The organism is Streptomyces sp. NPDC028635 (genome assembly GCF_040637635.1).
In the GTDB taxonomy this organism is placed as follows: Bacteria; Actinomycetota; Actinomycetes; order Streptomycetales; family Streptomycetaceae; genus Streptomyces.
Genome location: NZ_JBEZWX010000020.1, coordinates 48,351 through 70,825, shown reverse-complemented (window position 1 = coordinate 70,825; position 22,475 = coordinate 48,351). Strand labels below are relative to the sequence as shown.

Below are 22,475 nucleotides of genomic sequence, written 5' to 3'. Positions count from 1 at the left end.
CCGACCCCCTGACCACCGCCCCCGCGACCGGGCCTGCGACCACGCGCGCGTGCCGCCCCGCGCGACCTGTGAGAATCAGCGGCATGGACAGCAGCACCACGCCGGGCGGCAGCTCCCGCCGCGAGGCCACCCGGCAGAAGCTCTACGAGGCCGCCGTCACGCTCATCGCCGAGCAAGGGTTCTCCGCCACCACGGTGGACGAGATCGCCGAGCGGGCGGGCGTCGCGAAGGGCACGGTCTACTACAACTTCGCGAGCAAGTCGGTCCTGTTCGAGGAGCTGTTGCGGCACGGCGTGGGCCTGCTGACCGCCTCCCTGCGGCAGGCCGCCGAGTCCACCGTGCACGGGGGCGGCTCCCGGGTGGACGCGCTGGACGCGATGATCCGCGCGGGGCTCGTGTTCATCGACCGCTACCCGGCCTTCACCCAGCTGTACGTGGCGGAGCTGTGGCGTACCAACCGGGCCTGGCAGTCCACCCTGATGGTGGTCCGGCAGGAGGCGGTCGCGGTCGTCGAGGGCGTCCTGCGCGAGGGCGTGGCGGGCGGCGAGTTCAGCGAGGAGATCGACGTGCCGCTGACCGCCGCGGCGCTGGTCGGCATGGTGCTGGTGGCCGCCCTGGACTGGAAGTCCTTCCAGCCCGAGCGCTCCCTGGACGACGTGCACGCGGCGCTGTCCCGGCTGCTGCAGGGCCGGGTGAGCGGCCGCCGCTGACCGGTCGTCGCCGACCGGACGCCGCAGTCCGCCCGCCGCAGTCCGGACGCCGTCGACCGGGCGCGGCGAGATCGCCGGGCGCACGGGAAAGCGCCGGTGCCGAAGTGGCCGCGTCCCCCGCGGGCCACGCCGGAACCGGCGCTTCCTGTTGCTCCCCCGTACGTCCCCCGTGGGACCCCCTGTGCGGTCGTCCCCCGGATCTCCCCCGTGTCTCGCTCCCGCCGACGACCGCCGGCGGAAGGAGAGGATCGAGGGCCGCCCGGTTCCGGCGCCCCGTGCCGCCGGTACCGGAGCCGTGCCCCGTCTCCGTGTCTCCACTCTCCCGTCCCCGCAGGTCGCGGCCCATCCGCACAGCTACTCATCTCACCGGCTGAGTACGGATACTCAGACCTGCGCGCTCATGCCCAGGCACCCGGTCGGCGGTGTCGGTGGGGGCGGATAAAGTCGCAGGCATGGCACGGATTGCGGTGATCGGCGCCGGGATGGGCGCGATGGCGGCCGCCGCCCGGCTGGCCGTCGCGGGCCACCGGGTGGTGGTGTACGAGCGGTCGGACACGTACGGCGGGGCGGTGCGCCGCTTCGAGCGGGACGGGTTCCGCTTCGACACGGGCCCGGGGCTGCTGCCGCTGCCCGCGGTGTGGCGGGACCTGTTCGTCAAGACCGGCAAGGAGCCGCTGGAGAGCTGCGTCGAACTGGTGCAGGTCGACCCGGCCTCGCACCACGTCTTCCCCGACGGCACACGCGTGTCCCTGCCGAACGCCTCCCGCGCGGGCGTCGTCGCCGCCCTGGACGAGGCGCTCGGCAAGGGCGCCGGCGAACGCTGGGGCGACTTCCTGGTCCGGGCCCGCGAGACCTGGGACCGCACCCGCCGGCCCCTGCTGGAGGAGCCCCTGTGGCCGAACTGGCGGGTGCTGGCGGACAAGGAGCCGTATCCGGCACTGGAGCGCAAGCGGCTGCTGCGGACGCGGAAGGCGGCCACGGCCGCGCAGATCGGGGCATGGGAGCTGGGGGACGAGCGGCTGGCGGCGCTGCTGGAGAGCTGCGTGCTCGGCCACGGCCTCGATCCCCGGACCGCTCCGGCGAGCGCCGCCGTCCTGCCCTACATGGAGCACGCCTTCGGCGTCTGGTACGTGCGCGGCGGCATCAGGGAACTCGCTCGCGCGGTGTACGAGCGGTGCGTGGCACGCAAGGTCGAGTTCGTCTTCGGCGCCGAGGTCACGGGCATCGTGGAGAAGGACGGCCGGGCCGCGGGCGTGGAGTTCTCCGACGGGACGGTGGCGGAGGCCGACCACGTGGTGGCCGGGGTCGATCCCGCCCGGCTGCGCGGGCTGACCGAGCATCTGCTCGACGCGGACGGTGACGTACGGGCGGACACGGCGACCGTCCGCCCCGGCCGCTTCACGGTGCTGCTGGCGCTGCGCGGCGCGCGCGAGGCCGACGCCGTGCACCGCACGGTGATCCACCCGCCGGCTCCCGGGCCGGAGCTGGACTTCCTGCGTTCCCCGGACGGCGACCTGCCCCCGCGTCCCACCGTGACCGTGCTGCGCCCGGACGACCCCTCGCTCGTCCCTGACGGCGCCCACGAGGCCGTGGTGCTGTCCGCGGTGGTGCCGGCCGAGGCCGCCTGGGAGGACGAGGGCACGGTCCGGCGCTGCACGGACCATCTCCTCCAGGCCGCCGGTGGGGCCGTGCCGCAGCTGCCCGAGCGGATCCTGTGGCACGAGGTGCGCACTCCCGGGCACACGGAGGACGAGACGGGCGCCCGCTTCGGAGCGGTACCCGCCCCCGCCCTCGCCGCCGGCGCCGGACGCCTGCTGCACCCGGGGAACGCCACCGCCCTCCCCGGCCTCTACCGCGTCGGCGGCTGGTCGCATCCCGGCGGGGGGCTCCCCCACGCCGGCATGTCGGGCGCCCTGGTCGCCGGGCTCATCGTCGAGGGGCCGGAGTTCCGCGGCTCCCAGTGAGGACCGCGGGGCGTCGTCAGAAGCGGTACTGCTCGTCGAAGCCGTGGCCGGCCTGCTGCGGGCCGGTCCCGGTGCCCTGCTGGTAGGGGTACGGCTGCTCCTGCGGGAGCTCACCGCCGTAGGAGTCGTCGGTGCGCTGCTGCGGGACCCACACCCCGTCCGGCGGCGTCTGGTCGTAGCCGCCGAGGTAGGGGTCCTGCGCATAGCCCTGCTGCTGCTCGTACGAGCCGCCGTAGGCCGCGTCGTACGGGGCGCCGCCGTAGGTCTGGGTGCCGATGTACGGGTCGGAGTAGGCGGCGTACTGCTGCTGGCCGGTGGTGTCGTAGCCGTACTGGCCGTAGCCGGAGTAGTCGTAGCCGTAGGACGACTGCTGCTCGCCGGCGGCGGTCTGGGCCGTCGCGGCGTAGGCGGTGGAGGAGGCGGGGTCGCCGTAGACGCCGTAGGAGCCGGTGTCCTCGGGCATCGGCTGCGGCTCGTAGACCATGGTGGACTCGGCGGCCGTGGCGACGGGCGGGCGGGCCGGGGTGAAGACGTCGTCGTGGTCGTCGTCGGGGCCGTAGGACATTGTCTCGGCGGCGAAGGCGCTTCCGTGGTCCGCGTCCGCGCCGGAGTGTCCGGTGTCGGCCGGCTCCAGGTCGGAGACCTCCAGCGCCGGGTCCCGGCGCTCGGCCCGGCCCCTGCGGCGCTTCACGGGCTCCTCGTCGCGGCGGCGGACCGCCCAGCCCGCGGCGAAGCCACGCCGGAACGACAGCGTGACGTAGGTCTGCCCGACCGCGAACGCCGCCGCGCCCAGCCCGATGACGACGACCGACGGAATCAGTACGCCGAGCACGACGCCGAGGAAGCCGACGAACGCGAGCAGCCGCCAGCGAAGCCGCGCCTTGTACTGCAGCAGCACTTCACCGAGCAGCCACAGCGCGACGCCGCCGAACGCGATGTAGAGGACCGTCCAGCCCATGTACGCCCCTCTCCCTGTGGCCGCACCGCAGTGTGTCGTACGGCGGTGCGACCGGTCTAGGCCTGCGGAGGGTGGTGCAGGCCCAGGTTCTCGTAGATTTCCAGCGTCGCCGTGGAGTTGTTGAGCGTGATGAAGTGCAGACCCGGCACTCCCTCGGCCAGCAGCCGCGCGCAGAACTCCGTGGCGAAGTCGATGCCAATGGAGCGTACAGCGGCCGGATCGTCCTGCGCCGAGAGGATCCGTTCTTTCAGCTCGTCCGGGACGGCGGCGGTGCTCAGCTTGGGCAGGCGCTCCAGCATCTTCATGCTGGTCACCGGCAGGACCTCCGGGATCACCGGGGTGTCACAGCCGGCCGCCACGACGCGGTCGCGCAGGCGCAGATAGGACTCGGGGTGGAAGAACATCTGTGTGATGGCGTAGTCCGCCCCGGCCCGGCACTTGTCGACGAAGTGCCGGATGTCGGTGTCCCAGTCCGTGGAGCGCGGGTGCATCTCCGGGAAGGCGGCGACGCCCACACAGAAGTCGCCCGACTCCTTGATGAGCCGGACGAGGTCGGCGGCGTACGTCAGACCCCGCGGGTGCGGCACCCACTCGCCCATGGGGTCACCGGGCGGGTCGCCGCGCACGGCGAGCATGTTGCGGATGCCGGCGTCGGCGTACTGGCCGATGATGTTGCGCAGTTCGGCGAGGGAGTGGTCGACCGCGGTGAGGTGGGCGACCGGCGTGAGCGTGGTGTCCACGACGATCTGCTGGGTCTCCTTCACCGTGGTGGTGCGGGTCGTACCGCCGGCGCCGTAGGTGACGGAGACGAAGTCGGGGGCCACGGCCTCGACCCTGCGCAGGGCGTTCCACAGGTTCCGCTCACCGGCCGGCGTCTTGGGCGCGTAGAACTCGAACGAGTACGTCGTCTTGCCGGTCGCGAGGATGTCGCGCACGGTACGGGCGCGATCAGTCCTGGTGGATGCGGTTCCTAGGGCCATACGGGCAGGTTAGCCAGGGGTGGACGGTCCCCCAACCGAAAGCGGGAAATTTGCCCGAATTGTCGGGTTGTTGTCCACCCCTTGGACACTCATGAGACGACGGCGGGTGAGCCGCGGGTGCCCGGGCCGCCACGGCCGCCCCGCGCTCACATCTGGCGCAGCCGCTTGGCGAACTCCGCCGCGGCGGCACCGGGGTCCTGCGCCTCGGTGATCGCCCGGACGACGACGACACGGCGGGCACCCGCCTCGAGCACCTCGTCGAGGTTGCCGAGGTCGATGCCGCCGATGGCGAACCAGGGGCGGTCGGTGCCGAGCGCGGCGGTGTGCCGGACCAGGTCGAGACCGGGGGCATGGCGGCCCGGCTTGGTGGGCGTCGGCCAGCACGGGCCGGTGCAGAAGTAGTCCACGCCCTCCTGGACGGCGGCCGCCTCCGCCTCCGCCTCGGCGTGGGTGGAGCGGCCGATCAGCACGTCGTCGCCGAGGATCGCGCGGGCCGCCGGGACCGGGAGGTCGCCCTGCCCGAGGTGCAGGACGTCGGCGCGGGCCGCGTGGGCGACGTCCGCGCGGTCGTTGACCGCGAGGAGCTTGCCGTGCCGGGCGCAGGCGTCGGCGAAGACGCTCAGGTGCTCCAGTTCCTCGGCGGCCTCCATGCCCTTGTCCCGCAGCTGCACGATGTCGACCCCGCCGGCGAAGACCGCGTCGAGGAACTCGGGCAGGTCGCCCTGGCGCCTGCGGGCGTCGGTGCACAGGTACAGCCGGGCGTCGGCGAGCTGGGCGCGAGGAGTGGCGGCGGTGGTCATACGTGGTCCCCCCGGGGTGGGTGAGGTGTCCGGATCGTACGGGCCGCGGCGTGCGGGCGGCGGCGGCGCGCTCCGCGGACCCGGCCCACGGACGCACCCCAGGAACGTATCCCGCGCACACCACGACAGGGGAGCCCGGGCCCGGCCGGCCGGTCGGCCCCCCGGCTCGCAACCGTTGCGCCACCACGCGCACGGGCCCGGCTTTTCCGTAGGCCCCGGCTTCCCGGCGGGGCAGCTTCTTCGGCCGGTCGGGCTTGCGGCGGGGCCCGTTCTCCCGCCGGTCGGGCTTCCGGCGGGGCAGCTTCTTCGGGCCGGTCCGGCTTCCGGCGGGGCACGTTCTTCCGCCCGTCCGGCTTTCCGACGAGGCCGGACGTCGAACCCGGCCAGGCTTCAGGCCCGCCCTTCAGATCCGGCCGACCTTCGGGCCGCGGCCAGTCTTGAGGCCCGGCCGGAGTGCACGCCTCGGCCGGAGTGCACGCCCCGGCCGGACTTCAGGCCGGCCGGACGTGAGGTCCGGGCCGAAATGCAGGACCGGCCGGTCTTCAGGCCCGGCCGCAGTTCAGCCCGAGCAGCACGTCGCGCCGAGCGAGCGTGGCCTCCGCCCTGAGGCGTGTCTCGCCTCGCGGGCCGCTGCCCACCGGCCCGGCGGGCACGAGGGCATCAAGCGCCGAGGGCACGGTTGCCCCGGCGAACGGCACCGGGACGGAGAGCGCCGCGGTCCGGGAGGTCGTGGCCGAGGCCGCACGTGGCCCCGGCCGTGGCCCCCCGGGCCGCGGCCCGTGTGTCGACGGTGTTCAGTGTGGGTGCGTCAGACGGCGAGCGCCTGGGCGCGGCGCTTCACCTCCGTGCCGCGATTCTCGCTGAGCGCCTGTGCGGGCGTACCGGGCAGGCTCGGGTCCGGCGTGAAGAGCCACTCCAGCATCTCCTCGTCCGTGAACCCGTCGTCCCGCAGGAGCGTCAGGGTGCCCGTCAGGCCCTTGACGACCTTGTCCCCGTCGATGAAGGGGGCGGGGACGTGCAGCGCGCGGTTCTCACCGCGGCGTACGGCGATGAGCTGGCCCTCCTTGACCAGCTGCCGGACACGCGTCACCTCGACGCCGAGCATCTCGGCGATGTCGGGAAGGGTGAGCCAGGCGGGGACGAGAGCATCGATCTTTGCGTCAATCTCGGTCACGGGACAAGCCTGCCATCTGCCACTGACAGTCGGAAGTCAGGGCGGTCCACCCGGGCCGGTCGACCTGGGACGACACACCCGGCACACCCCTGACGACACCCCCGGACGGCTCAGGCCGTGGCCGCCTTCAGCGGCCTCGCCGGGTCCGCCAGCAGCTCCGGATCCATCGCCGTGCCCGCCTCGATCAGCCGCCGCCCCTGGGCCAGGTCACGCGGGCGGCCCACCGCCAGCAGGGCGACCAGCCGGCTCTCGCGCAGCCAGCACACCGTCCAGGCCGGTCCGTACTCGTCACCGCGCCACACGGTGCGGTCGGCCGAGGTGTGGTGGCCGGCGTACTGGACGAAGCGGCCGAACTGCTCGGACCAGAAGTACGGCACGGGGTCGTACTCCGCGGGCGTGTCGCCCACGATGTTCGCGGCGACGGTGCGCGGGCCCTGGAGGGCGTTGTCCCAGTGGTGGACGAGCAGACGTTCGCCGTAGCGGGCGGAGGGGAAGGAGGCGCAGTCGCCGACCGCGTACACGTCCGGCACCGAGGTGCGCAGACGCGCGTCGGCCACCACCTCGCCGCGCGGGCCCAGCGCGACGCCGGAGCCCGCCAGCCACCCGGTGGCCGGCCGTGCGCCGATGCCGACGACGACCGCGCCGGCGGGCAGCCGGGTGCCGTCGTCGAGGACCACCACGCCCGGCTCGACGCCCGCCACGCGCGCGCCCGTGCGCAGCTCGGCGCCGGCGTCGGCGTACCACCGGGTCATCGGCGCGGCGACCTCGGCGGGCAGTGCCCCGGCGAGCGGGCGGTCGGCGGCCTCCACGACGGTGACCGCGCAGCCCGCCTCACGCGCGGCCGTGGCGAACTCGGCGCCGATCCAGCCCGCGCCGACGACCACGATGTCGTGCTGGGCGGCCAGCACCGGGCGCAGCCGCTCTGCGTCGTCCAGGGTGCGCAGCAGGTGCACCCCGGGGACGCCCTCGGCGCCGGGCAGGGTGATCGGTTCGGCGCCGGTGGCGAGCACGAGGACGTCGTACGGGACGGGTCCGGCCCCGGTGTCCAGTTCATGGTCGGCGGGGCGCAGGCCCAGCACCTCGCAGCCGAGGCGCAGCTCGATGCCCAGCGCCTCGAAGTCCACGTCGAAGGCGGAGCCCTCGGCCGTGCCGAGCAGGACGGCCTTGGACAGCGGCGGACGGTCGTAGGGCTGGTGGGGTTCGGCGCCGATGAGCGTGACGGTGCCGGTGAAACCCCGTTCGCGCAGGGCCACCGCGGTCTGCACCCCGGCCATGCCCGCGCCCACGACGACCACCCGCCGCGCCGCCGATGACGTGCCCCGTTGCTGCGTCTGCTCGCTCACCTGATCACCATAGACACCTGACAGACCGTCAGTCAGCGGTCCTGCGCCGTGACCTGCTCCACACGCGCGTGCAGCTCCTCCACCACGCTGGTGCCGCTGCCCTCCTGGGACTCCCACTCCCAGGTCTCCTCCAGCCGCACCCGCCCGTCCGGCAGCTCGACGACCGTGGACACGCAGTGCCCGCCGGAGGTCGTCCCGTCCTGCTTGAGCTGCACGTACCGGAAGTCCAGCCGGTCCCCCTGCCGGGTGCCCACGAGGTGCCCGCGCACCACGTCGCCGCCGGCGTACTCCGCCCAGATCTCGCCGCCGCGCTCGTGGTAGGTGAAGCGGGTGCGCGTGCCCACCTGACCTGGTGCCTGGTCGGCGACCGGGGCGAGGACGAGACCGTCGAGGGACCGGGGCATGACGGAAGGCTCCCTTACAGACACACAGCGGCACGGGCTAGGGTGGCCACCGTAAAGCACTCGCGGGAGCCCGGACGCACCGGGCTGAGAGGGAGGCTGGGACGGCCTCCGACCGTACGAACCTGATCCGGGTCATGCCGGCGAAGGGAGGGGCTGGACGCCCATGTCGCCTACGCGTACGTCAGACGTCCTCGTCATCGGGGGCGGGATCATCGGGCTGGTCACGGCCTGGCGGGCCGCGCAGCGGGGGTTCGCCACCACGGTCGTGGAACCCGAGCCCGGCGGCGGAGCCGCGCAGGTGGCGGCCGGGATGCTGGCCGCCGTCACCGAACTGCACCACGGCGAGCAGACCCTGCTCGCCCTCAACCTGGCCTCGGCGCGCCGCTATCCGGACTTCGCGGCCGAACTCACCGAGGCGAGCGGCCACGGCCTCGGCTACCGCCGCAGCGGCACGCTCGCCGTCGCCCTGGACGCCGACGACCGCGCCCACCTGAAGGAACTGCACGCCCTGCAACGGCAGTCGGGCCTCGCCTCGGAGTGGCTGTCCGGCCGGGAGTGCCGGCGTCTGGAGCCGATGCTCGCGCCGGGTGTGCGCGGCGGGCTGCGGGTCGACGGCGACCACCAGGTGGACCCGCGGCGGCTGGCGGCCGCGCTGGTCACCGCCTGCGAGCGGGCCGGAGTGGTGTTCCGGCGCGACTGGGCCGAGCGGCTCGTCGTCTCCCGTGAGCGCGCCGCGGGCGTCGTCACCCGAGGGGGCGAGGAGCTGGGCGCGGGACAGGTCGTGCTCGCCGCCGGCAGCCTGAGCGGTCGCCTCGCGGGCGTACCGGAGGACGTACTGCCGCCGGTGCGGCCGGTGAAGGGCCAGGTCCTGCGGCTGACCATGCCGGACCACCGGACGCCGTTCCTGAGCCGGACCGTGCGCGCGGTGGTGCGCGGCGGCGCGCTGTATCTGGTGCCGCGCGAGAACGGCGAGCTGGTCGTGGGCGCGACCAGCGAGGAGATGGGCTGGGACACCACGGTCACCGCGGGCGGCGTCTACGAGCTGCTGCGCGACGCCCACGAGCTGGTGCCCGGCATCACCGAGCTGCCGCTCACGGAGACCCGGGCCGGGTTGCGCCCCGGCTCCCCCGACAACGCGCCGCTGCTCGGCCCCACCGCGCTGGAGGGGCTGCTGCTGGCCACCGGGCACCACCGCAACGGCGTCCTGCTCACCCCGGTCACCGGGGACGTGCTGGCCCACGCCCTCGTCACCGGTGAGCTGCCGGACGAGGCCCGCCCCTTCACCCCTAAGCGTTTCGCCCCCGCCGCGGCCGCGCGGCAGCCCGCCCGCACCCTCACGGAGCAGCCCGCATGAACATCTCCGTCAACGGTGAGCCCCGCCGCGTCGATCCCGGCACGGCTCTCGACGCCGTCGTGACGTCCCTCACCGCGGCCCCCTCCGGGGTGGCCGCCGCCCTCAACGAGACCGTCGTCCCGCGCACGCAGTGGTCCACCACGGCCCTCGCCGAGGGCGACCGCGTCGAGGTCCTCACCGCCGTCCAGGGAGGCTGAACCATGGCTGACGACCCCTTCGTCCTCGGCGGTACGCCGTTCTCGTCCCGTCTGATCATGGGCACCGGCGGCGCGCCGAGCCTGGACGTGCTGGAGCGGGCGCTGGTCGCCTCCGGCACCGAGCTGACGACCGTCGCGATGCGCCGGGTCGACCCCGGCGTGCACGGCTCGGTGCTGTCGGTGCTGGACCGCCTCGGCATCCGGGTGCTGCCGAACACCGCCGGCTGCTTCACCGCCGGGGAGGCGGTGCTCACGGCCCGCCTCGCGCGCGAGGCGCTGGGCACGGACCTGGTGAAGCTGGAGGTCATCGCCGACGAACGCACGCTGCTCCCGGACCCGATCGAGCTGCTGGACGCGGCGGAGACGCTGGTCGACGACGGGTTCACGGTGCTGCCGTACACCAACGACGACCCGGTGCTCGCGCGGAAGCTCCAGGACGTCGGCTGTGCGGCGATCATGCCGCTGGGCTCGCCCATCGGTTCCGGGCTCGGCATCCGCAACCCGCACAACTTCCAGCTGATCGTCGAGCACGCGCGCGTGCCGGTGATCCTGGACGCGGGCGCGGGCACGGCGTCGGACGTGGCGCTGGCGATGGAGCTGGGGTGCGCGGGTGTGATGCTCGCCTCGGCGGTGACGCGGGCGCAGGAGCCGGTGGTGATGGCGGAGGCCATGCGCCACGCGGTGGAGGCGGGCCGGCTGGCCTTTCGGGCGGGACGCATTCCCAAGCGGCACTTCGCCGAGGCGTCCTCGCCCAGGGAGGGCGTCGCCCGGCTGGACCCGGAGCGCCCGGCCTTCTGAGACCGGTGGCCCTTCGGGGGTGGCGGTGCGCCTGACATGCGTGATGCCGGTGCGCGCGACACGTCACAGGTCGGCTGCAGTCACCCCGCCGGCTGGGTGAAACGGCTGGGGTGTCGGTCATGGCTCGTAGACTCGCCTGCGTGGATACGACCCTCTCGGACCCCCTCGTCGGGCAGGTGCTCGACGGCCGGTATCGCGTCGACGCGCGGATCGCGGCCGGCGGGATGGCCACGGTCTACCGGGCCCTGGACACCCGTCTGGACCGCGTGCTCGCGCTGAAGGTGATGCACCCGGCGCTCGCGGCCGACGCCTCGTTCGTCGAGCGGTTCATCCGGGAGGCGAAGTCCGTCGCCAGGCTGGCCCACCCCAACGTGGTCCAGGTCTTCGACCAAGGCGCGGACGGCCGGTACGTGTATCTGGCGATGGAGTACATCGCCGGCTGCACCCTGCGGGACGTGCTGCGTGAGCGCGGCGCGCTGCAGCCGCGGGCCGCGCTGGACATCCTGGAGCCGGTGCTGGCCGCGCTCGGCTCCGCGCACCGGGCCGGGTTCGTGCACCGCGACATGAAGCCGGAGAACGTCCTGATAGGGGACGACGGCCGGGTCAAGGTCGCCGACTTCGGGCTGGTGCGCTCGGTGGACACCGTCACCAGCACGACCGGCGAGGTGCTGGGGACCGTCTCCTATCTGGCGCCGGAGCAGATCGAGCACGGCACGGCCGACCCGCGCGTGGACGTGTACGCGTGCGGTGTCGTGCTCTACGAGATGCTGACCGGCGGCAAGCCGCACGACGGCGACTCCCCGGCCGCCGTGCTCTACAAGCATCTGCACGAGGACGTCCCGGCGCCTTCCACCCTGGTGCCGGGGCTGGCGCACCCCCTGGACGAACTCGTCGCGGCAGCGACCGCCCGCTCGCCCGAGGCGCGCCCGCACGACGCGGTGGCGCTGCTGGCGCACGCGCGCGAGGCGCGGGCCGGGCTGAGCGAGCAGCAGCTGGACGCGGTGCCGCCGCAGGCGCTGTCCGCGGAGCACGACAACGCCGACGACCGCACGAGCGTGATCCCGCGCGCGCTGACCGTGCCCCGCCCGTTGCCGGTCGACGTGGACGCCGAGGGCGGCGCGGCCGTGCTGAACCGCACCAGCCGCTTGCAGAGCCCGCCGCCGGTGCCTCCGCGCCCGGGGCCTTCGCGCTCCCGGCGGCGGCTGATCACCCTGGTCGCCGCCGTGCTGCTGGTGTTCGGTGTCGGCTCGGGCGTCTGGTACATCAACTCGGGGCAGTTCACCAAGGTGCCGCCGCTGCTGGCGCAGTCCGAGGCGCAGGCCAAGCAGCGGCTGGAGCGGGCCGGTCTGGAGTCCGGCAAGGTCACCTACGCCTACAGCGACACGGTCGCGCGGGGCAAGGTCATCAGCACCGACCCGGAGCCGGGAGCCCGCATCCGTGACCACGACGCGGTGCGGCTGACCGTGTCCAAGGGCCCGGAGACCGTGAAGGTGCCCGATCTGGAGGGCTACAAGCTGGACAAGGCCCGCTCCGTGCTGAAGGACAGCGGACTGGAGCCGGGCATGATCAACCGGGAGTTCAGCGACGACGTGACGCGCGGCTCGGTGATCGGCACCGATCCCGAGGCGGGCACGGAGCGCCGCGCGGGCTCGGCGGTGGCGCTCACGGTCAGCAAGGGCAGCCCCGTCGACATCCCGGACGTCACCGGCTCGGGCCTCGCCGACGCCCGGTCCCAGCTGGAGGAGGCCGGCCTGAAGGTGAAGGTCGCCCCGGAGCGGGTGAACTCGGAGCTCGACGCCGGACAGGTCGCCGCGCAGTCCCCGGACTCCGGCGGTCAGGCCGCCGAGGGCGACACGGTGACGCTGACCCTGTCCAAGGGACCGCAGATGATCGAGGTCCCGGACGTGGTCGGGGACAGCGTCGACGACGCCAAGCAGGCCCTGAAGGACGCCGGTTTCCAGGTCAAGGAGGACCGCGGGCTGCTCGGGCTGTTCGGTGACACGGTGAAGAAGCAGTCCGTGAAGGGCGGCGAGAAGGCGCCGAAGGGGTCGACGATCACGATCACCATCCGCTGACGGAGCAGCGGGCCTGCGGTGACCGAGGCCACCTCGGCCGTGTGCGGGGCCACGCCGGCGCGCGTGGCAGGCTGAACGGGTGACACCTCGATCCCCCTTGCGCAACCCCGTCGGCTCGCACGTCCCGGTGGCCGGCGGTCTGCACTCCGTCGGTCTGCCGTACGCCCGTGACCTGGGTGCCGAGACCGTGCAGGTCTTCGTCGCCAACCCGCGCGGCTGGGCCACGCCCGCCGGGAACCCGCGGCAGGACGAGGCGTTCCGCGCGGCGTGCGAGGCGGAGTCCATCCCGGCGTACGTGCACGCGCCGTACCTGATCAACTTCGGCTCCCACACGGAGGCGACGGTCGAGAGGTCGGTGGAGTCGCTGCGGCACTCGCTGCGGCGGGGGCGTGAGATCGGGGCGCTGGGCGTGGTCGTGCACACCGGCAGCGCGACCGGCGGCCGGCACCGGGAGGTGGCGCTGAAGCAGGTGCGCGCGCACATGCTTCCGCTGCTGGAGGAGCTGACCCATGACGACGATCCGTTCCTGCTGCTGGAGTCCACGGCCGGGCAGGGTGCCTCGCTGTGCTCGCGGACCTGGGACTTCGGGCCGTACTTCGACGCGCTGGACCGTCACCCGAAGCTCGGCGTGTGCCTGGACACCTGCCACATCTTCGCCGCGGGGCACGACCTGACCGGGCCGGACGGGGCGCACCAGACGCTGGATCTGCTGGTGGAAACGGTCGGTGAGGGACGGCTGAAGCTGATCCACGCCAACGACTCGAAGGACGTGGTGGGCGCGCACAAGGACCGGCACGCGAACATCGGCGCCGGTCACATCGGCGAGGACGCGTTCCGCGCGCTGCTCACGCACCCCGCGACCGACGGGGTGCCGCTGGTCATCGAGACGCCCGGCGGCAAGGAGGGGCACGCGGCGGACGTGGAGCGGCTGAAGAAACTCCGCGTGTCATAACGCGTTGAGGAATACCCCAGGGGGGTATACGGTTCCTGTCGTCGCAGGAACCGTTACCTGGCCATGGGGGCAGTCATGCAGCACGAAGCGCACGCCGAGCACACGCACCACCACGCGGACCACGGTCACGGCGACCACAGCGACCACGCTGACCACGAAAGCCACAGCGGCCACGGCCACGGCGGCCGTCACCACGCGCCGGCCGCGAGCTGGGCCATGGCCGCGCAGGCCACCCTGCACTGCCTCACCGGCTGCGCCATCGGCGAGGTGCTGGGCATGGTGATCGGCACCTGGCTCGGCTGGGGCAACGTGGCGACGATGGTGGCGGCGATCGCGCTGGCCTTCGTCTTCGGCTACTCCCTGACGCTGCGCGGCGTGCTGAAGGCCGGCGTCGACTTCCGTACGGCCTTCCGGGTGGCGCTGGCCGCGGACACCCTGTCGATCGCCGTGATGGAACTGATCGACAACGGTGTGATCGCGCTGTGGCCGGCGGCGATGGACGCCCAGCTGGGCGATCTGCTGTTCTGGGGCGCGCTGGCGATCTCGCTGGCACTGGCCTTCGTCGCGACGACCCCGGTGAACAAGTGGATGATCGGCCGCGGCAAGGGCCACGCGGTGGTGCACCAGTACCACCACTGACCCGCGCGCCAGTACCGCCACCGACCCACGCACCGGTACCGCCACCGGCCCGCGGCGGCGGCAGGACTCAGAGCTCGGGGCCGTCCCCGGGCTCTTCCTGGTAGGAGTAGCGCTGCTCCTTCCAGGGGTCGCCGATGTTGTGGTAGCCGCGCTCCTCCCAGAAGCCGCGGCGGTCGGCGGTCATGTACTCCACGCCCCGCACCCACTTGGGGCCCTTCCAGGCGTACAGATGGGGCACGACCAGCCGGAGCGGGAATCCGTGCTCGGCGGTCAGCAGCTCGCCGTCCTTGTGCGTGGCGAAGAGCGTGCGCTCGGCGGCGAAGTCGGCGAGGCGCAGATTGGAGCTGAAGCCGTACTCCGCCCACACCATCACATGGGTGACCTCGGGGGCGGGCGGCGCGATGTCCAGGATGACCCGGGCGGGGATGCCGCCCCACTCGGCGCCCAGCATGCTGAACTTGGTCACGCAGTGCAGATCGGCGACGACCGTGGTGTACGGCAGCGCCGTGAACTCCTCGTGGGTCCAGCAGTGCTTCGCGCCGTCGGCGGTGGCCCCGAACACCCGGAACTCCCAGCGCTCGGGCCGGAACTTGGGCACCGGTCCGTAGTGCGTGACCGGCCAGCCTTTCTGCACTCGCTGTCCCGGCGGAAGCTCGGACGCTGCTGCTTCTCCAGATTCTCGCTCCACCGGATGACCCATGTATCCATCCTGACAGACCGGGAGCAGTGCACAGGACCAGGCCGCCCCTGAACCGGACAACTCGCCGCCAAATCCGCTAAGCATGGACTTACTTACTAAGTGCGCACTTACTGGACGATCCTCGAGGCCGGTGCAATCATGCCGCCGCAACCTCCCGATCCCCCAGGTGGAAGGAGCCCGCCGCGATGCAGGGCGACCCCGAGGTCATCGAGTTCCTCAACGAGCAGCTGACCGGTGAGCTGACCGCGATCAACCAGTACTTCCTGCACGCGAAGATGCAGGAGAACTTCGGCTGGACCAAGCTCGCCAAGTACACGCGGCACGAGTCGTTCGACGAGATGAAGCACGCCGAGGTGCTCACCGACCGGATCCTGTTCCTGGACGGGCTGCCGAACTACCAGCGGCTGTTCCACGTACGGGTCGGGCAGACGGTCACGGAGATGTTTCAGGCCGACCGGCAGATCGAGGTGGAGGCGATCGACCGGCTCCGGCGCGGCATCAAGGTGATGCGCGAAAAGGGTGACATCACGTCCGCGAACATTTTCGAGGAGATCCTCGCCGACGAGGAGCACCACATCGACTACCTCGACACCCAGCTGGAGCTGGTCGAGAAGCTCGGCGAGGCGCTGTACATCGCGCAGCTCATCGAGCAGCCGGAGAGCTGAGCCACCGCGAGGACCGAACGGCCGAGCGGCTCCGGCACCTAGGCGGCCTCGTCCAGATCCTGCAGCTCGGCGAGGACCGGCTTGCCCTGGTCGGCGAGGTCGCGGCGCGGGCAGGAGCCCCGGCCCAGCAGCGCCTGGATGCGGCGCACGCAGGAGCCGCAGTCCGTGCCGGCCTTGCAGGCGGAGGCGATCTGGCGGGGGGTGCAGGCGCCGTTCTCCGCGTGCTGCTTGACCTGGGCCTCGGTCACACCGAAGCAGCTGCAGACGAACACGCGGGTCACCTCCCGGTCGGTCGGGGTCGTGCCACTCCGACCCTTGATCGGTGAGGCTAACCTAACCTTACCTGCCGTGCGGGGGCCGGAAAAGAGCCGTGGGGCGCGGATCGTGTGTGATCCGCGCCCCACTTCTTGGCCGAAAACAACCCCTACGAGCGGGCCCCGTCACTGGCCGCCGTACAGGTCGCTCACTGGTCCCGGTACATCTCCGCGACCAGGAACGCCAGGTCCAGCGACTGGCTGCGGTTCAGCCGCGGGTCGCAGGCCGTCTCGTAGCGCTGGTGCAGGTCGTCGACGAAGATCTCGTCGCCACCGCCCACGCACTCCGTGACGTCGTCGCCGGTCAGCTCCACGTGGATGCCGCCCGGGTGGGTGCCGAGGGCCTTGTGGACCTCGAAGAAGCCCTTGACCTCGTCGAGCACGTCGTCGAAGCGGCGGGTCTTGTGCCCGGAGGCCGCCTCGAAGGTGTTGCCGTGCATCGGGTCGGTCACCCACGCCACCGTGGCACCGGAGGCGGTGACCTTCTCGACCAGCTCGGGGAGCTTGTCGCGGACCTTTCCGGCGCCCATGCGGACGATGAACGTCAGCCGGCCCGGCTCGCGGTCGGGGTCGAGGCGCTCGATGTACTGCAGCGCCTCCTCGGCCGTCGTGGACGGGCCGAGCTTGATCCCGATCGGGTTGCGGATCTTCGAGGCGAACTCGATGTGCGCGTGGTCGAGCTGCCGGGTGCGCTCACCGATCCACACCATGTGCCCGGAGACGTCGTACAGCTTCCCGGTGCGCGAGTCGACACGGGTCAGCGCCGTCTCGTAGTCGAGGAGCAGCGCCTCGTGCGAGGCGTAGAACTCGACCGTCTTGAACTCCTCCGGGTCCGTCCCGCAGGCGTGCATGAAGTTCAGCGCGTTGTCGATCTCGCGCGCCAGCTGCTCGTAGCGCTGCCCGGACGGCGAGGACTTCACGAAGTCCTGGTTCCAGGCGTGCACCTGACGCAGGTCGGCGTAGCCGCCGGTGGTGAAGGCGCGCACCAGGTTCAGCGTCGAGGCCGACGCGTGGTACATGCGCTTCAGACGCTCCGGGTCCGGCACCCGCGCGGCCTCGGTGAACTCGAAACCGTTGACGGAGTCGCCCCGGTAGGTCGGAAGCGTCACCCCGTCCCGGGTCTCGGTCGGCTTCGAGCGCGGCTTGGAGTACTGGCCGGCGATCCGGCCCACCTTCACCACCGGGACGGACGCGGCGTACGTCAGTACGGCACCCATCTGGAGCAGCGTCTTGAGCTTGTTGCGGATGTGGTCGGCGGACACCGCGTCGAAAGCCTCGGCGCAGTCGCCGCCCTGGAGGAGGAACGCCTCTCCCTTGGCGACGGCCGCCATCCGGGCGCGCAGCTGGTCGCACTCGCCCGCGAAGACGAGCGGCGGATACGACTCGAGGTCCGCGATCACTGCGCGCAGAGCCTCGGGGTCGGGGTACTCGGGCTGCTGCGCCGCGGGCAGGTTTCGCCAGGTGTTGCCAGCGCTGGGGCTGGTTGCGTTCACGGTCACGCCCTCAACATTACGGGGTCACCGCAGACGTCCATGCCGTGGCTCAAAAGATGAGACGGACGGGTCCGCCGCGCGGGCTGTGCGAGGCGGACCCCGTCCGGGGCGTCAGTGCAGGTCCTGTACCGCCGGATCGGTGAAGCCGACGGAGAACACCGCGCGCAGGGAGAGGTTGCCGGTGCCCTGGTGGCCGAGGCACGCGTCGCCCTCCTCGGTGGCGGCCGTGAACTCCGGGTGCGCCGCCCTCAGGGCGGTGCCCGCGCAGATGCCCTCGGTCAGCCCCCACACCTCGTCGACCTGCTCGGCGCCGAGCCGGGGCCAGTAGCTGAGGGCCTGCGGCGGGCCCGCCGACCAGTTGCCGCCGGCCGCGCAGCTGGTGCCGGCCCGGGTGTCACCCGTCCAGGTGTGCGAGTAGACGCCGGGCTTGGTGCCGCAGCCCTTGTGGAAGGCGAAGTTCAGCACGCCCTGGCCGTCGGTCCAGGTCATGCCGCCCTGCAGGCCCCGGTAGCGGGAGGCGGCCCAGGCGTCCTGGATCACCGTCCTGCCGCCGGACATGTTGAGCAGGCCCGGATAGGTGCCGGCACTGGTCGGATTCAGCTGGTACCGCACGACACGGCCACCGTCGGTGTAGCCCTGCCACTCGCCGGCGACCAGCTTGTAGGGCGCGCCGCCGGTCTTGTCCAGGGACAGCCAGGAGAAGCACAGCTGCTCGGGGTCGATGCTGTGGCCCGAGCAGTCGGAGGGGGTGCCCGCCTGCTGGTAGTAGTGCACCTGCGGCACGACGTACGGGTAGCCGCAGGCGCTGGAGCGGCCGGCGCCGTCGATGCCGTAGGTGCTCACTGCGGAGCCGTAGGTGTCGACCTTGGCGAGCTTGTTCAGGTCGAAGACCCGGATGCCGTGGGCGGTGTCCGTGACGTACAGGTAGTTGGCGTACCAGACGATGCCGCCCCCGTGGCCGGTGACGAAGCGGAAGTTGCCGCCGGTACCGGTGGGCTCGGCGAGCAGGATGTGGCGGTACTTGCCGGTGTCGCGGTCCAGCAGGGAGAGCCTGAGCAGGTTGTCGGTCCGGCAGCCGGCGGACGTCTCGCCGCTGAGCGTGCGGTAGTGCCAGGCGACGGCCAGGGCGTGGCGGCCCTGGATGGTTCCGTCGGCGCCGTCGGCGGTGCCGGTGCTGCTCATGCCCTGCGGCCACCAGTGCGGGTCGGTGTCGTCGCCGTGGGCCTGCGACCAGCACCAGGCCGTCCTGGTGCCCACCGGGGGCAGGGCCTTGGTCTCGCTGCCGGCGCAGGAGCGCATCGAGCGCAGGTTCAGCCCGGGGTCGTCGGCGCCGGCGGAGTTCCTGGTGAGATCGGTGGTGACGACGTCGGACAGCGTCGCGTGAGTGGTGAGGTGGTTGGTGTAGAGGTTGTTCGCGGCCGACACGGAGCTGGTGTCCGTGAGCTGGAACTGGTCGGCGCCGAGCGAGAGCTTCGTCATCGTCGGCGTGTCCGCGGCCGCGGCCGGACGGACGGTCAGCGCCGTCAGCAGCGCCGCCGTGGCCGCGAGCCAGGCGAGCAGCCTGGTTCCCCGTAGGAGTCCCATGCACACCTTCCGTGGAGTCGATAGGGACATGCCAAAAAGGCAGACGGGGATCGTAACCCGCGGCGGCATCGGGTAGGGTGCCCGGCATGTTCGCGCAACTCGTCCAGAACTGGTGGTGGACCGCTACTCCGGCGGCCCACTGACTGCGCGTACGCAAGACTTCGCGAAGGCCGCCCGAGGGGCGGCCTTCGGTGTGTCCGGGGTCGTTCCTCTCCATCGACAGATCGAGAAGGACCCACCCCATGAACCTCACGGACCTGCTGTCCGACCCCCGCCCCTTCGCCCTGCTGCGCCGCCGCACCCCCGGCCACCGCGAGGACGTGGTCGAGCTGCTGATCGGCCCGGTCACCCACCACGACCGCCTCGCCGACCTGCCCGACGAGTGCCTGGCGCTGGTGCCGTTCCGGCAGATCCGCGAGCGCGGCTTCGATGTCCGCGACGACGGCACACCGCTCGCGGTGCTGGTCCCCGAGGAGCGGCACACGCTGCCCCTCGACACCGCACTCGCCGGGCTGCCCGCCCACGCGGTGCGGGTCGAGGGCGGCGGCTTCGACATCGACGACGAGGCGTACGGCGCGATCGTCGCCCGGGTGCTGCGCGAGGAGATCGGCCGGGGCGAGGGCGCCAACTTCGTCATCCGGCGCACCTACGAGGGCGGCGTCCCGGGGTTCGGGAGGGCCGACGCGCTGGCCCTGTTCCGGCGGCTGCTGGAGGGCGAGCGGGGGGCGTACTGGACGTTCGTCGTGCACACCGGGGACCGCACCCTCGTCGGCGCGAGTCCCGAGGTGCACGTACGGATGTCCGGCGGCACGGTCGTGATGAACCCGATCAGCGGGACGTACCGCTATCCCGCCGGAGGGCCGACGCCGGAGCATCTGCTCGGCTTCCTCGCCGACAGCAAGGAGATCGAGGAGCTGTCGATGGTCGTCGACGAGGAACTGAAGATGATGTGCACCGTCGGCGACATGGGCGGGGTCGTCGTGGGCCCGCGGCTGAAGGAGATGGCCCACCTCGCGCACACCGAGTACGAGCTGCGCGGCAGGTCGACGCTGGACGCCCGGGAGGTGCTGCGCGAGACGATGTTCGCGGCGACCGTGACCGGCTCGCCGGTGCAGAACGCCTGCCGGGTCATCCAGCGGCACGAGGTGGGCGGACGCGGCTACTACGCCGGCGCCCTGGCGCTGCTCGACCGGGACTCCGGCGGCGCGCAGACCCTCGACTCCCCCATCCTCATCCGCACCGCCGACATCGACGCGTCCGGCCGGCTGCGCGTCCCGGTCGGCGCCACCCTGGTGCGCGGCTCGGACCCGGCCGGTGAGGTCGCGGAGACCCACGCGAAGGCGGCGGGTGTGCTCGCCGCGCTGGGCGTGCGCCCCTCCCGCCCGCGTGAAGAGCACACGCGCGTGCGCCTCGCCGACGATCCCCGTGTGCGTGCCGCCCTCGACGGGCGCCGCTCCTCCCTCGCGCCGTTCTGGCTGCGGATGCAGGAGCCGTCGGCGGAGCTGACCGGACACGCCCTGGTCGTCGACGGTGAGGACACCTTCACGGCGATGCTCGCGCACGTACTGCGGGCCGCCGGGCTCACCGTCACCGTACGGCGCTACGACGAGCCGGACCTGCGCCGGGCGGTCCTCGCGCACGAGGGCCCGGTGGTGCTGGGCCCCGGCCCGGGCGACCCCGGCGACCTGGACGATCCCAAGATGCGGGTCCTGCGGGAGCTGACCGCGGCCGTCCTCGCCGGGCACCGGCACGGCGTTCTCGGCGTCTGCCTCGGGCACGAGCTGATCGCGGCCGAGCTGGGCCTGGACCTGGTCCGCAAGGAGGTGCCGTACCAGGGGGCGCAGACGGTGATCGACCTGTTCGGCCGCGAGGAGACCGTCGGCTTCTACAACAGCTTCGTCGCCCGCTGCGACGACGAGAGCGCCGCGGAGCTGGCCGCGCACGGCATCGAGGTCAGCCGTAACGCCTCGCACGAGGTGCACGCCGTGCGGGGTCCCGGGTTCGGCGGGGTGCAGTTCCACCCGGAGTCGGTGCTGTCCCTGAACGGCGCCGCGGTGGTGCGGGAGCTGCTGGGTCAGCTGCGCGGCACCAGCACGTTCCCCGAGCGGCGGCCCGCGGTGTAGTCGAGGACGGGGAAGGTGACGAGGCGGGCCGGGATGTCGTCCTCGGTGGCCTGAAGGGACTTGTCGAGGAAGAACAGGCCCGCCTCCCACTCGTGAACGTCCAGCCCGACGCCCGTGAAGCGGCCCGAGCTCAGCCGAAGAACACGCCGACCTCCTCGTACAGCTTCGGCTCGACCTTCTTCACCCGGGCCGTCGCCTCGGAGATCGGCACCCGTACGACGTCCGTGCCGTGCAGTGCGACCATCGTGCCGAAGTCGCCCTCGTGCACGGCGTCGATGGCGTGCAGACCGAAGCGGGTGGCCAGCCAGCGGTCGAAGGGGCTCGGTGAACCGCCGCGCTGGATGTGGCCGAGGACCGTCGTGCGGGCCTCCTTGCCGGAGCGGTGCTCGATCTCCCGGGCGAGCCACTCGCCGACACCCGACAGCCGCACCTGCCCGGGGCCGCCGTCCGGCGTGTGCTGCAGCACCATCGACCCGTCCCTCGGGCGCGCCCCGTCGCCGACGACCACGATCGGCGCGTAGGACGCCCGGAAGCGGGAGGTGACCCACGCGCACACCTGGTCGACGTCGAAGGGCTGCTCCGGGATCAGGATGACGTTCGCGCCGCCGGCCAGGCCCGAGCGCAGCGCGATCCAGCCCGAGTCGCCGCCCATCACCTCCACGACGAGCACCCGCTTGTGGGACTCGGCGGTGGTGTGCAGCCGGTCGATCGCCGCGGTCGCGACGCAGACGGCGGTGTCGTAGCCCACCGTGTAGTCGGTGCCGGACAGGTCGTTGTCTATGGTCTTCGGTACGCCGACCAGGGGCAGCCCGTACTCGTCCGCGAGGCGGGCCGCGGTGCCGAGCGTGTCCCGGCCGCCGATCGTGATCAGCGCCTCCACCTCGGCCTTGGCGAGGTTCTCCCGGATCCGGCGGACCCCGTCCGGATCGTCCAGCGGGTGGGTGCGCGAGGAGCCGAGGATGGTGCCGCCGCGCGGCAGCGTGCCGCGCACCTGGGGGATGCCGAGGGGGACGGTCTCCCCCTCCAGCGGGCCGCGCCAGCCGTCGACGAAGCCGACGAACTCGTCGCCGTACTCCTGGACGCCCTTGCGGACCACGGCGCGCACCACGGCGTTGAGGCCCGGGCAGTCACGGCCTCCGGTCAGTACTCCGACGCGCATGGGATGTCCCTTCGCGGACGTCACGCTGCTGCTCCCCGCGAGCTGCTGCTCTCCACGCTAGCGGTGCGACGGGGCCGTACGCGGGCGAC

General features: G+C 72.6%; 22 protein-coding genes, 1 pseudogene and 1 riboswitch. Of the genes and pseudogenes, 11 read left to right on the top strand and 12 right to left on the bottom strand.

Features of this window, described 5'->3' with window-relative positions; all coding sequences use genetic code 11:
• Nucleotides 1–83 precede the first annotated feature (83 nt).
• Nucleotides 84–710, top strand: a complete 627-nt coding sequence (locus AB0E88_RS21760; RefSeq protein ID WP_361632758.1) for a TetR/AcrR family transcriptional regulator — start codon at nt 84–86, stop codon at nt 708–710.
• A gap of 452 nt (nt 711–1,162) precedes the next feature.
• Nucleotides 1,163–2,674 (top strand): NAD(P)/FAD-dependent oxidoreductase, encoded by a 1,512-nt coding sequence (locus AB0E88_RS21755; RefSeq protein WP_361632756.1) that lies wholly within the window; start codon nt 1,163–1,165, stop codon nt 2,672–2,674.
• 16 nt (nt 2,675–2,690) lie between these two features.
• Here the strand turns inward: AB0E88_RS21755 and AB0E88_RS21750 are convergent, their stop codons facing one another.
• The 6 genes from AB0E88_RS21750 to AB0E88_RS21725 form a co-directional block, all read right to left on the bottom strand.
• Complete coding sequence (locus AB0E88_RS21750; protein ID WP_361632754.1) at nt 2,691–3,632, bottom strand: hypothetical protein; 942 nt, start codon at nt 3,630–3,632, stop codon at nt 2,691–2,693.
• Between the two features lie 56 nt (nt 3,633–3,688).
• Entirely contained in the window at nt 3,689–4,612 is a 924-nt protein-coding gene (metF, locus tag AB0E88_RS21745) for a methylenetetrahydrofolate reductase [NAD(P)H] (protein WP_361632752.1), read from the bottom strand.
• A 146-nt stretch (nt 4,613–4,758) separates the two neighbouring features.
• Nucleotides 4,759–5,412 carry a thiamine phosphate synthase gene (gene thiE, locus AB0E88_RS21740; RefSeq protein ID WP_361632750.1) on the bottom strand — a complete coding sequence of 218 codons (654 nt, stop codon included), beginning with the start codon at nt 5,410–5,412 and terminating at the stop codon, nt 4,759–4,761.
• A gap of 808 nt (nt 5,413–6,220) precedes the next feature.
• Entirely contained in the window at nt 6,221–6,586 is a 366-nt protein-coding gene (locus tag AB0E88_RS21735; RefSeq protein ID WP_361632748.1) for an Rv2175c family DNA-binding protein, read from the bottom strand.
• A gap of 110 nt (nt 6,587–6,696) precedes the next feature.
• Nucleotides 6,697–7,929 carry an FAD-dependent oxidoreductase gene (locus tag AB0E88_RS21730; RefSeq protein WP_361632746.1) on the bottom strand — a complete coding sequence of 411 codons (1,233 nt, stop codon included), beginning with the start codon at nt 7,927–7,929 and terminating at the stop codon, nt 6,697–6,699.
• Between the two features lie 32 nt (nt 7,930–7,961).
• A complete protein-coding gene (locus AB0E88_RS21725; protein WP_361632744.1) occupies nt 7,962–8,333 on the bottom strand; it encodes a hypothetical protein in 372 nt (123 codons plus the stop codon).
• Between the two features lie 52 nt (nt 8,334–8,385).
• Nucleotides 8,386–8,499: riboswitch (TPP riboswitch) on the top strand.
• Here AB0E88_RS21725 and thiO point away from each other — a divergent pair.
• The 6 genes from thiO (at nt 8,497) to AB0E88_RS21695 (ending at nt 14,348) form a co-directional block, all read left to right on the top strand.
• Complete coding sequence (gene thiO / locus AB0E88_RS21720; protein WP_361632742.1) at nt 8,497–9,687, top strand: glycine oxidase ThiO; 1,191 nt, start codon at nt 8,497–8,499, stop codon at nt 9,685–9,687. Its footprint overlaps the riboswitch before it by 3 nt.
• The gene (thiS, locus tag AB0E88_RS21715; protein WP_361632740.1) at nt 9,684–9,884 is read left to right on the top strand and encodes a sulfur carrier protein ThiS; all 201 of its coding nucleotides are present in this window, start codon (nt 9,684–9,686) and stop codon (nt 9,882–9,884) included. The genes thiO and thiS overlap by 4 nt, the downstream gene beginning before the upstream one ends.
• A gap of 3 nt (nt 9,885–9,887) precedes the next feature.
• Nucleotides 9,888–10,682 (top strand): thiazole synthase, encoded by a 795-nt coding sequence (locus AB0E88_RS21710; RefSeq protein WP_361632738.1) that lies wholly within the window; start codon nt 9,888–9,890, stop codon nt 10,680–10,682.
• A gap of 140 nt (nt 10,683–10,822) precedes the next feature.
• Complete coding sequence (pknB, locus tag AB0E88_RS21705) at nt 10,823–12,757, top strand: Stk1 family PASTA domain-containing Ser/Thr kinase (protein ID WP_361632736.1); 1,935 nt, start codon at nt 10,823–10,825, stop codon at nt 12,755–12,757.
• Nucleotides 12,758–12,836: 79 nt separating this feature from the next.
• On the top strand, nt 12,837–13,709 hold the full coding sequence (locus AB0E88_RS21700) for a deoxyribonuclease IV (protein WP_361632734.1): 873 nt from the start codon (nt 12,837–12,839) through the stop codon (nt 13,707–13,709).
• Nucleotides 13,710–13,784: 75 nt separating this feature from the next.
• Complete coding sequence (locus tag AB0E88_RS21695) at nt 13,785–14,348, top strand: DUF4396 domain-containing protein (RefSeq protein WP_361632732.1); 564 nt, start codon at nt 13,785–13,787, stop codon at nt 14,346–14,348.
• Between the two features lie 67 nt (nt 14,349–14,415).
• On the opposite strand, the gene AB0E88_RS21690 is transcribed toward AB0E88_RS21695, so the two are convergent.
• Nucleotides 14,416–15,048: a sulfite oxidase-like oxidoreductase gene (locus tag AB0E88_RS21690; protein WP_361632730.1), complete on the bottom strand. Its 633-nt coding sequence runs from the start codon at nt 15,046–15,048 to the stop codon at nt 14,416–14,418.
• A 185-nt stretch (nt 15,049–15,233) separates the two neighbouring features.
• Between AB0E88_RS21690 and bfr the strand changes: the two genes are divergently transcribed.
• Complete coding sequence (bfr, locus tag AB0E88_RS21685) at nt 15,234–15,713, top strand: bacterioferritin (RefSeq protein WP_361632728.1); 480 nt, start codon at nt 15,234–15,236, stop codon at nt 15,711–15,713.
• A 38-nt stretch (nt 15,714–15,751) separates the two neighbouring features.
• Here the strand turns inward: bfr and AB0E88_RS21680 are convergent, their stop codons facing one another.
• The 3 genes from AB0E88_RS21680 to AB0E88_RS21670 all read right to left on the bottom strand — a co-directional run bounded on the left by AB0E88_RS21680 (nt 15,752) and on the right by AB0E88_RS21670 (nt 19,104).
• Nucleotides 15,752–15,994 carry a (2Fe-2S)-binding protein gene (locus AB0E88_RS21680; RefSeq protein WP_361632726.1) on the bottom strand — a complete coding sequence of 81 codons (243 nt, stop codon included), beginning with the start codon at nt 15,992–15,994 and terminating at the stop codon, nt 15,752–15,754.
• A 182-nt stretch (nt 15,995–16,176) separates the two neighbouring features.
• Nucleotides 16,177–17,526, bottom strand: coding sequence for a class II 3-deoxy-7-phosphoheptulonate synthase (locus AB0E88_RS21675; protein ID WP_361632724.1), 1,350 nt, complete (start codon nt 17,524–17,526; stop codon nt 16,177–16,179).
• A 105-nt stretch (nt 17,527–17,631) separates the two neighbouring features.
• Nucleotides 17,632–19,104, bottom strand: coding sequence for a hypothetical protein (locus AB0E88_RS21670; protein ID WP_361632722.1), 1,473 nt, complete (start codon nt 19,102–19,104; stop codon nt 17,632–17,634).
• 86 nt (nt 19,105–19,190) lie between these two features.
• On the opposite strand from AB0E88_RS21670, the gene AB0E88_RS21665 reads away from it, so the two are divergent.
• The gene (locus AB0E88_RS21665) at nt 19,191–19,247 is read left to right on the top strand and encodes a trp operon leader peptide (protein ID WP_361632843.1); all 57 of its coding nucleotides are present in this window, start codon (nt 19,191–19,193) and stop codon (nt 19,245–19,247) included.
• Between the two features lie 99 nt (nt 19,248–19,346).
• Nucleotides 19,347–21,227, top strand: coding sequence for an anthranilate synthase family protein (locus tag AB0E88_RS21660; RefSeq protein ID WP_361632720.1), 1,881 nt, complete (start codon nt 19,347–19,349; stop codon nt 21,225–21,227).
• On the opposite strand, the pseudogene AB0E88_RS21655 reads toward AB0E88_RS21660, so the two are convergent.
• Nucleotides 21,179–21,361: pseudogene (locus AB0E88_RS21655) on the bottom strand (2-hydroxyacid dehydrogenase); the annotation flags it as partial. The gene AB0E88_RS21660 and the pseudogene AB0E88_RS21655 sit on opposite strands and share 49 nt — an antisense overlap.
• Entirely contained in the window at nt 21,358–22,386 is a 1,029-nt protein-coding gene (locus tag AB0E88_RS21650; protein WP_361632718.1) for a 6-phosphofructokinase, read from the bottom strand. The pseudogene AB0E88_RS21655 and the gene AB0E88_RS21650, both read right to left, overlap by 4 nt.
• Nucleotides 22,387–22,475 lie beyond the last annotated feature (89 nt).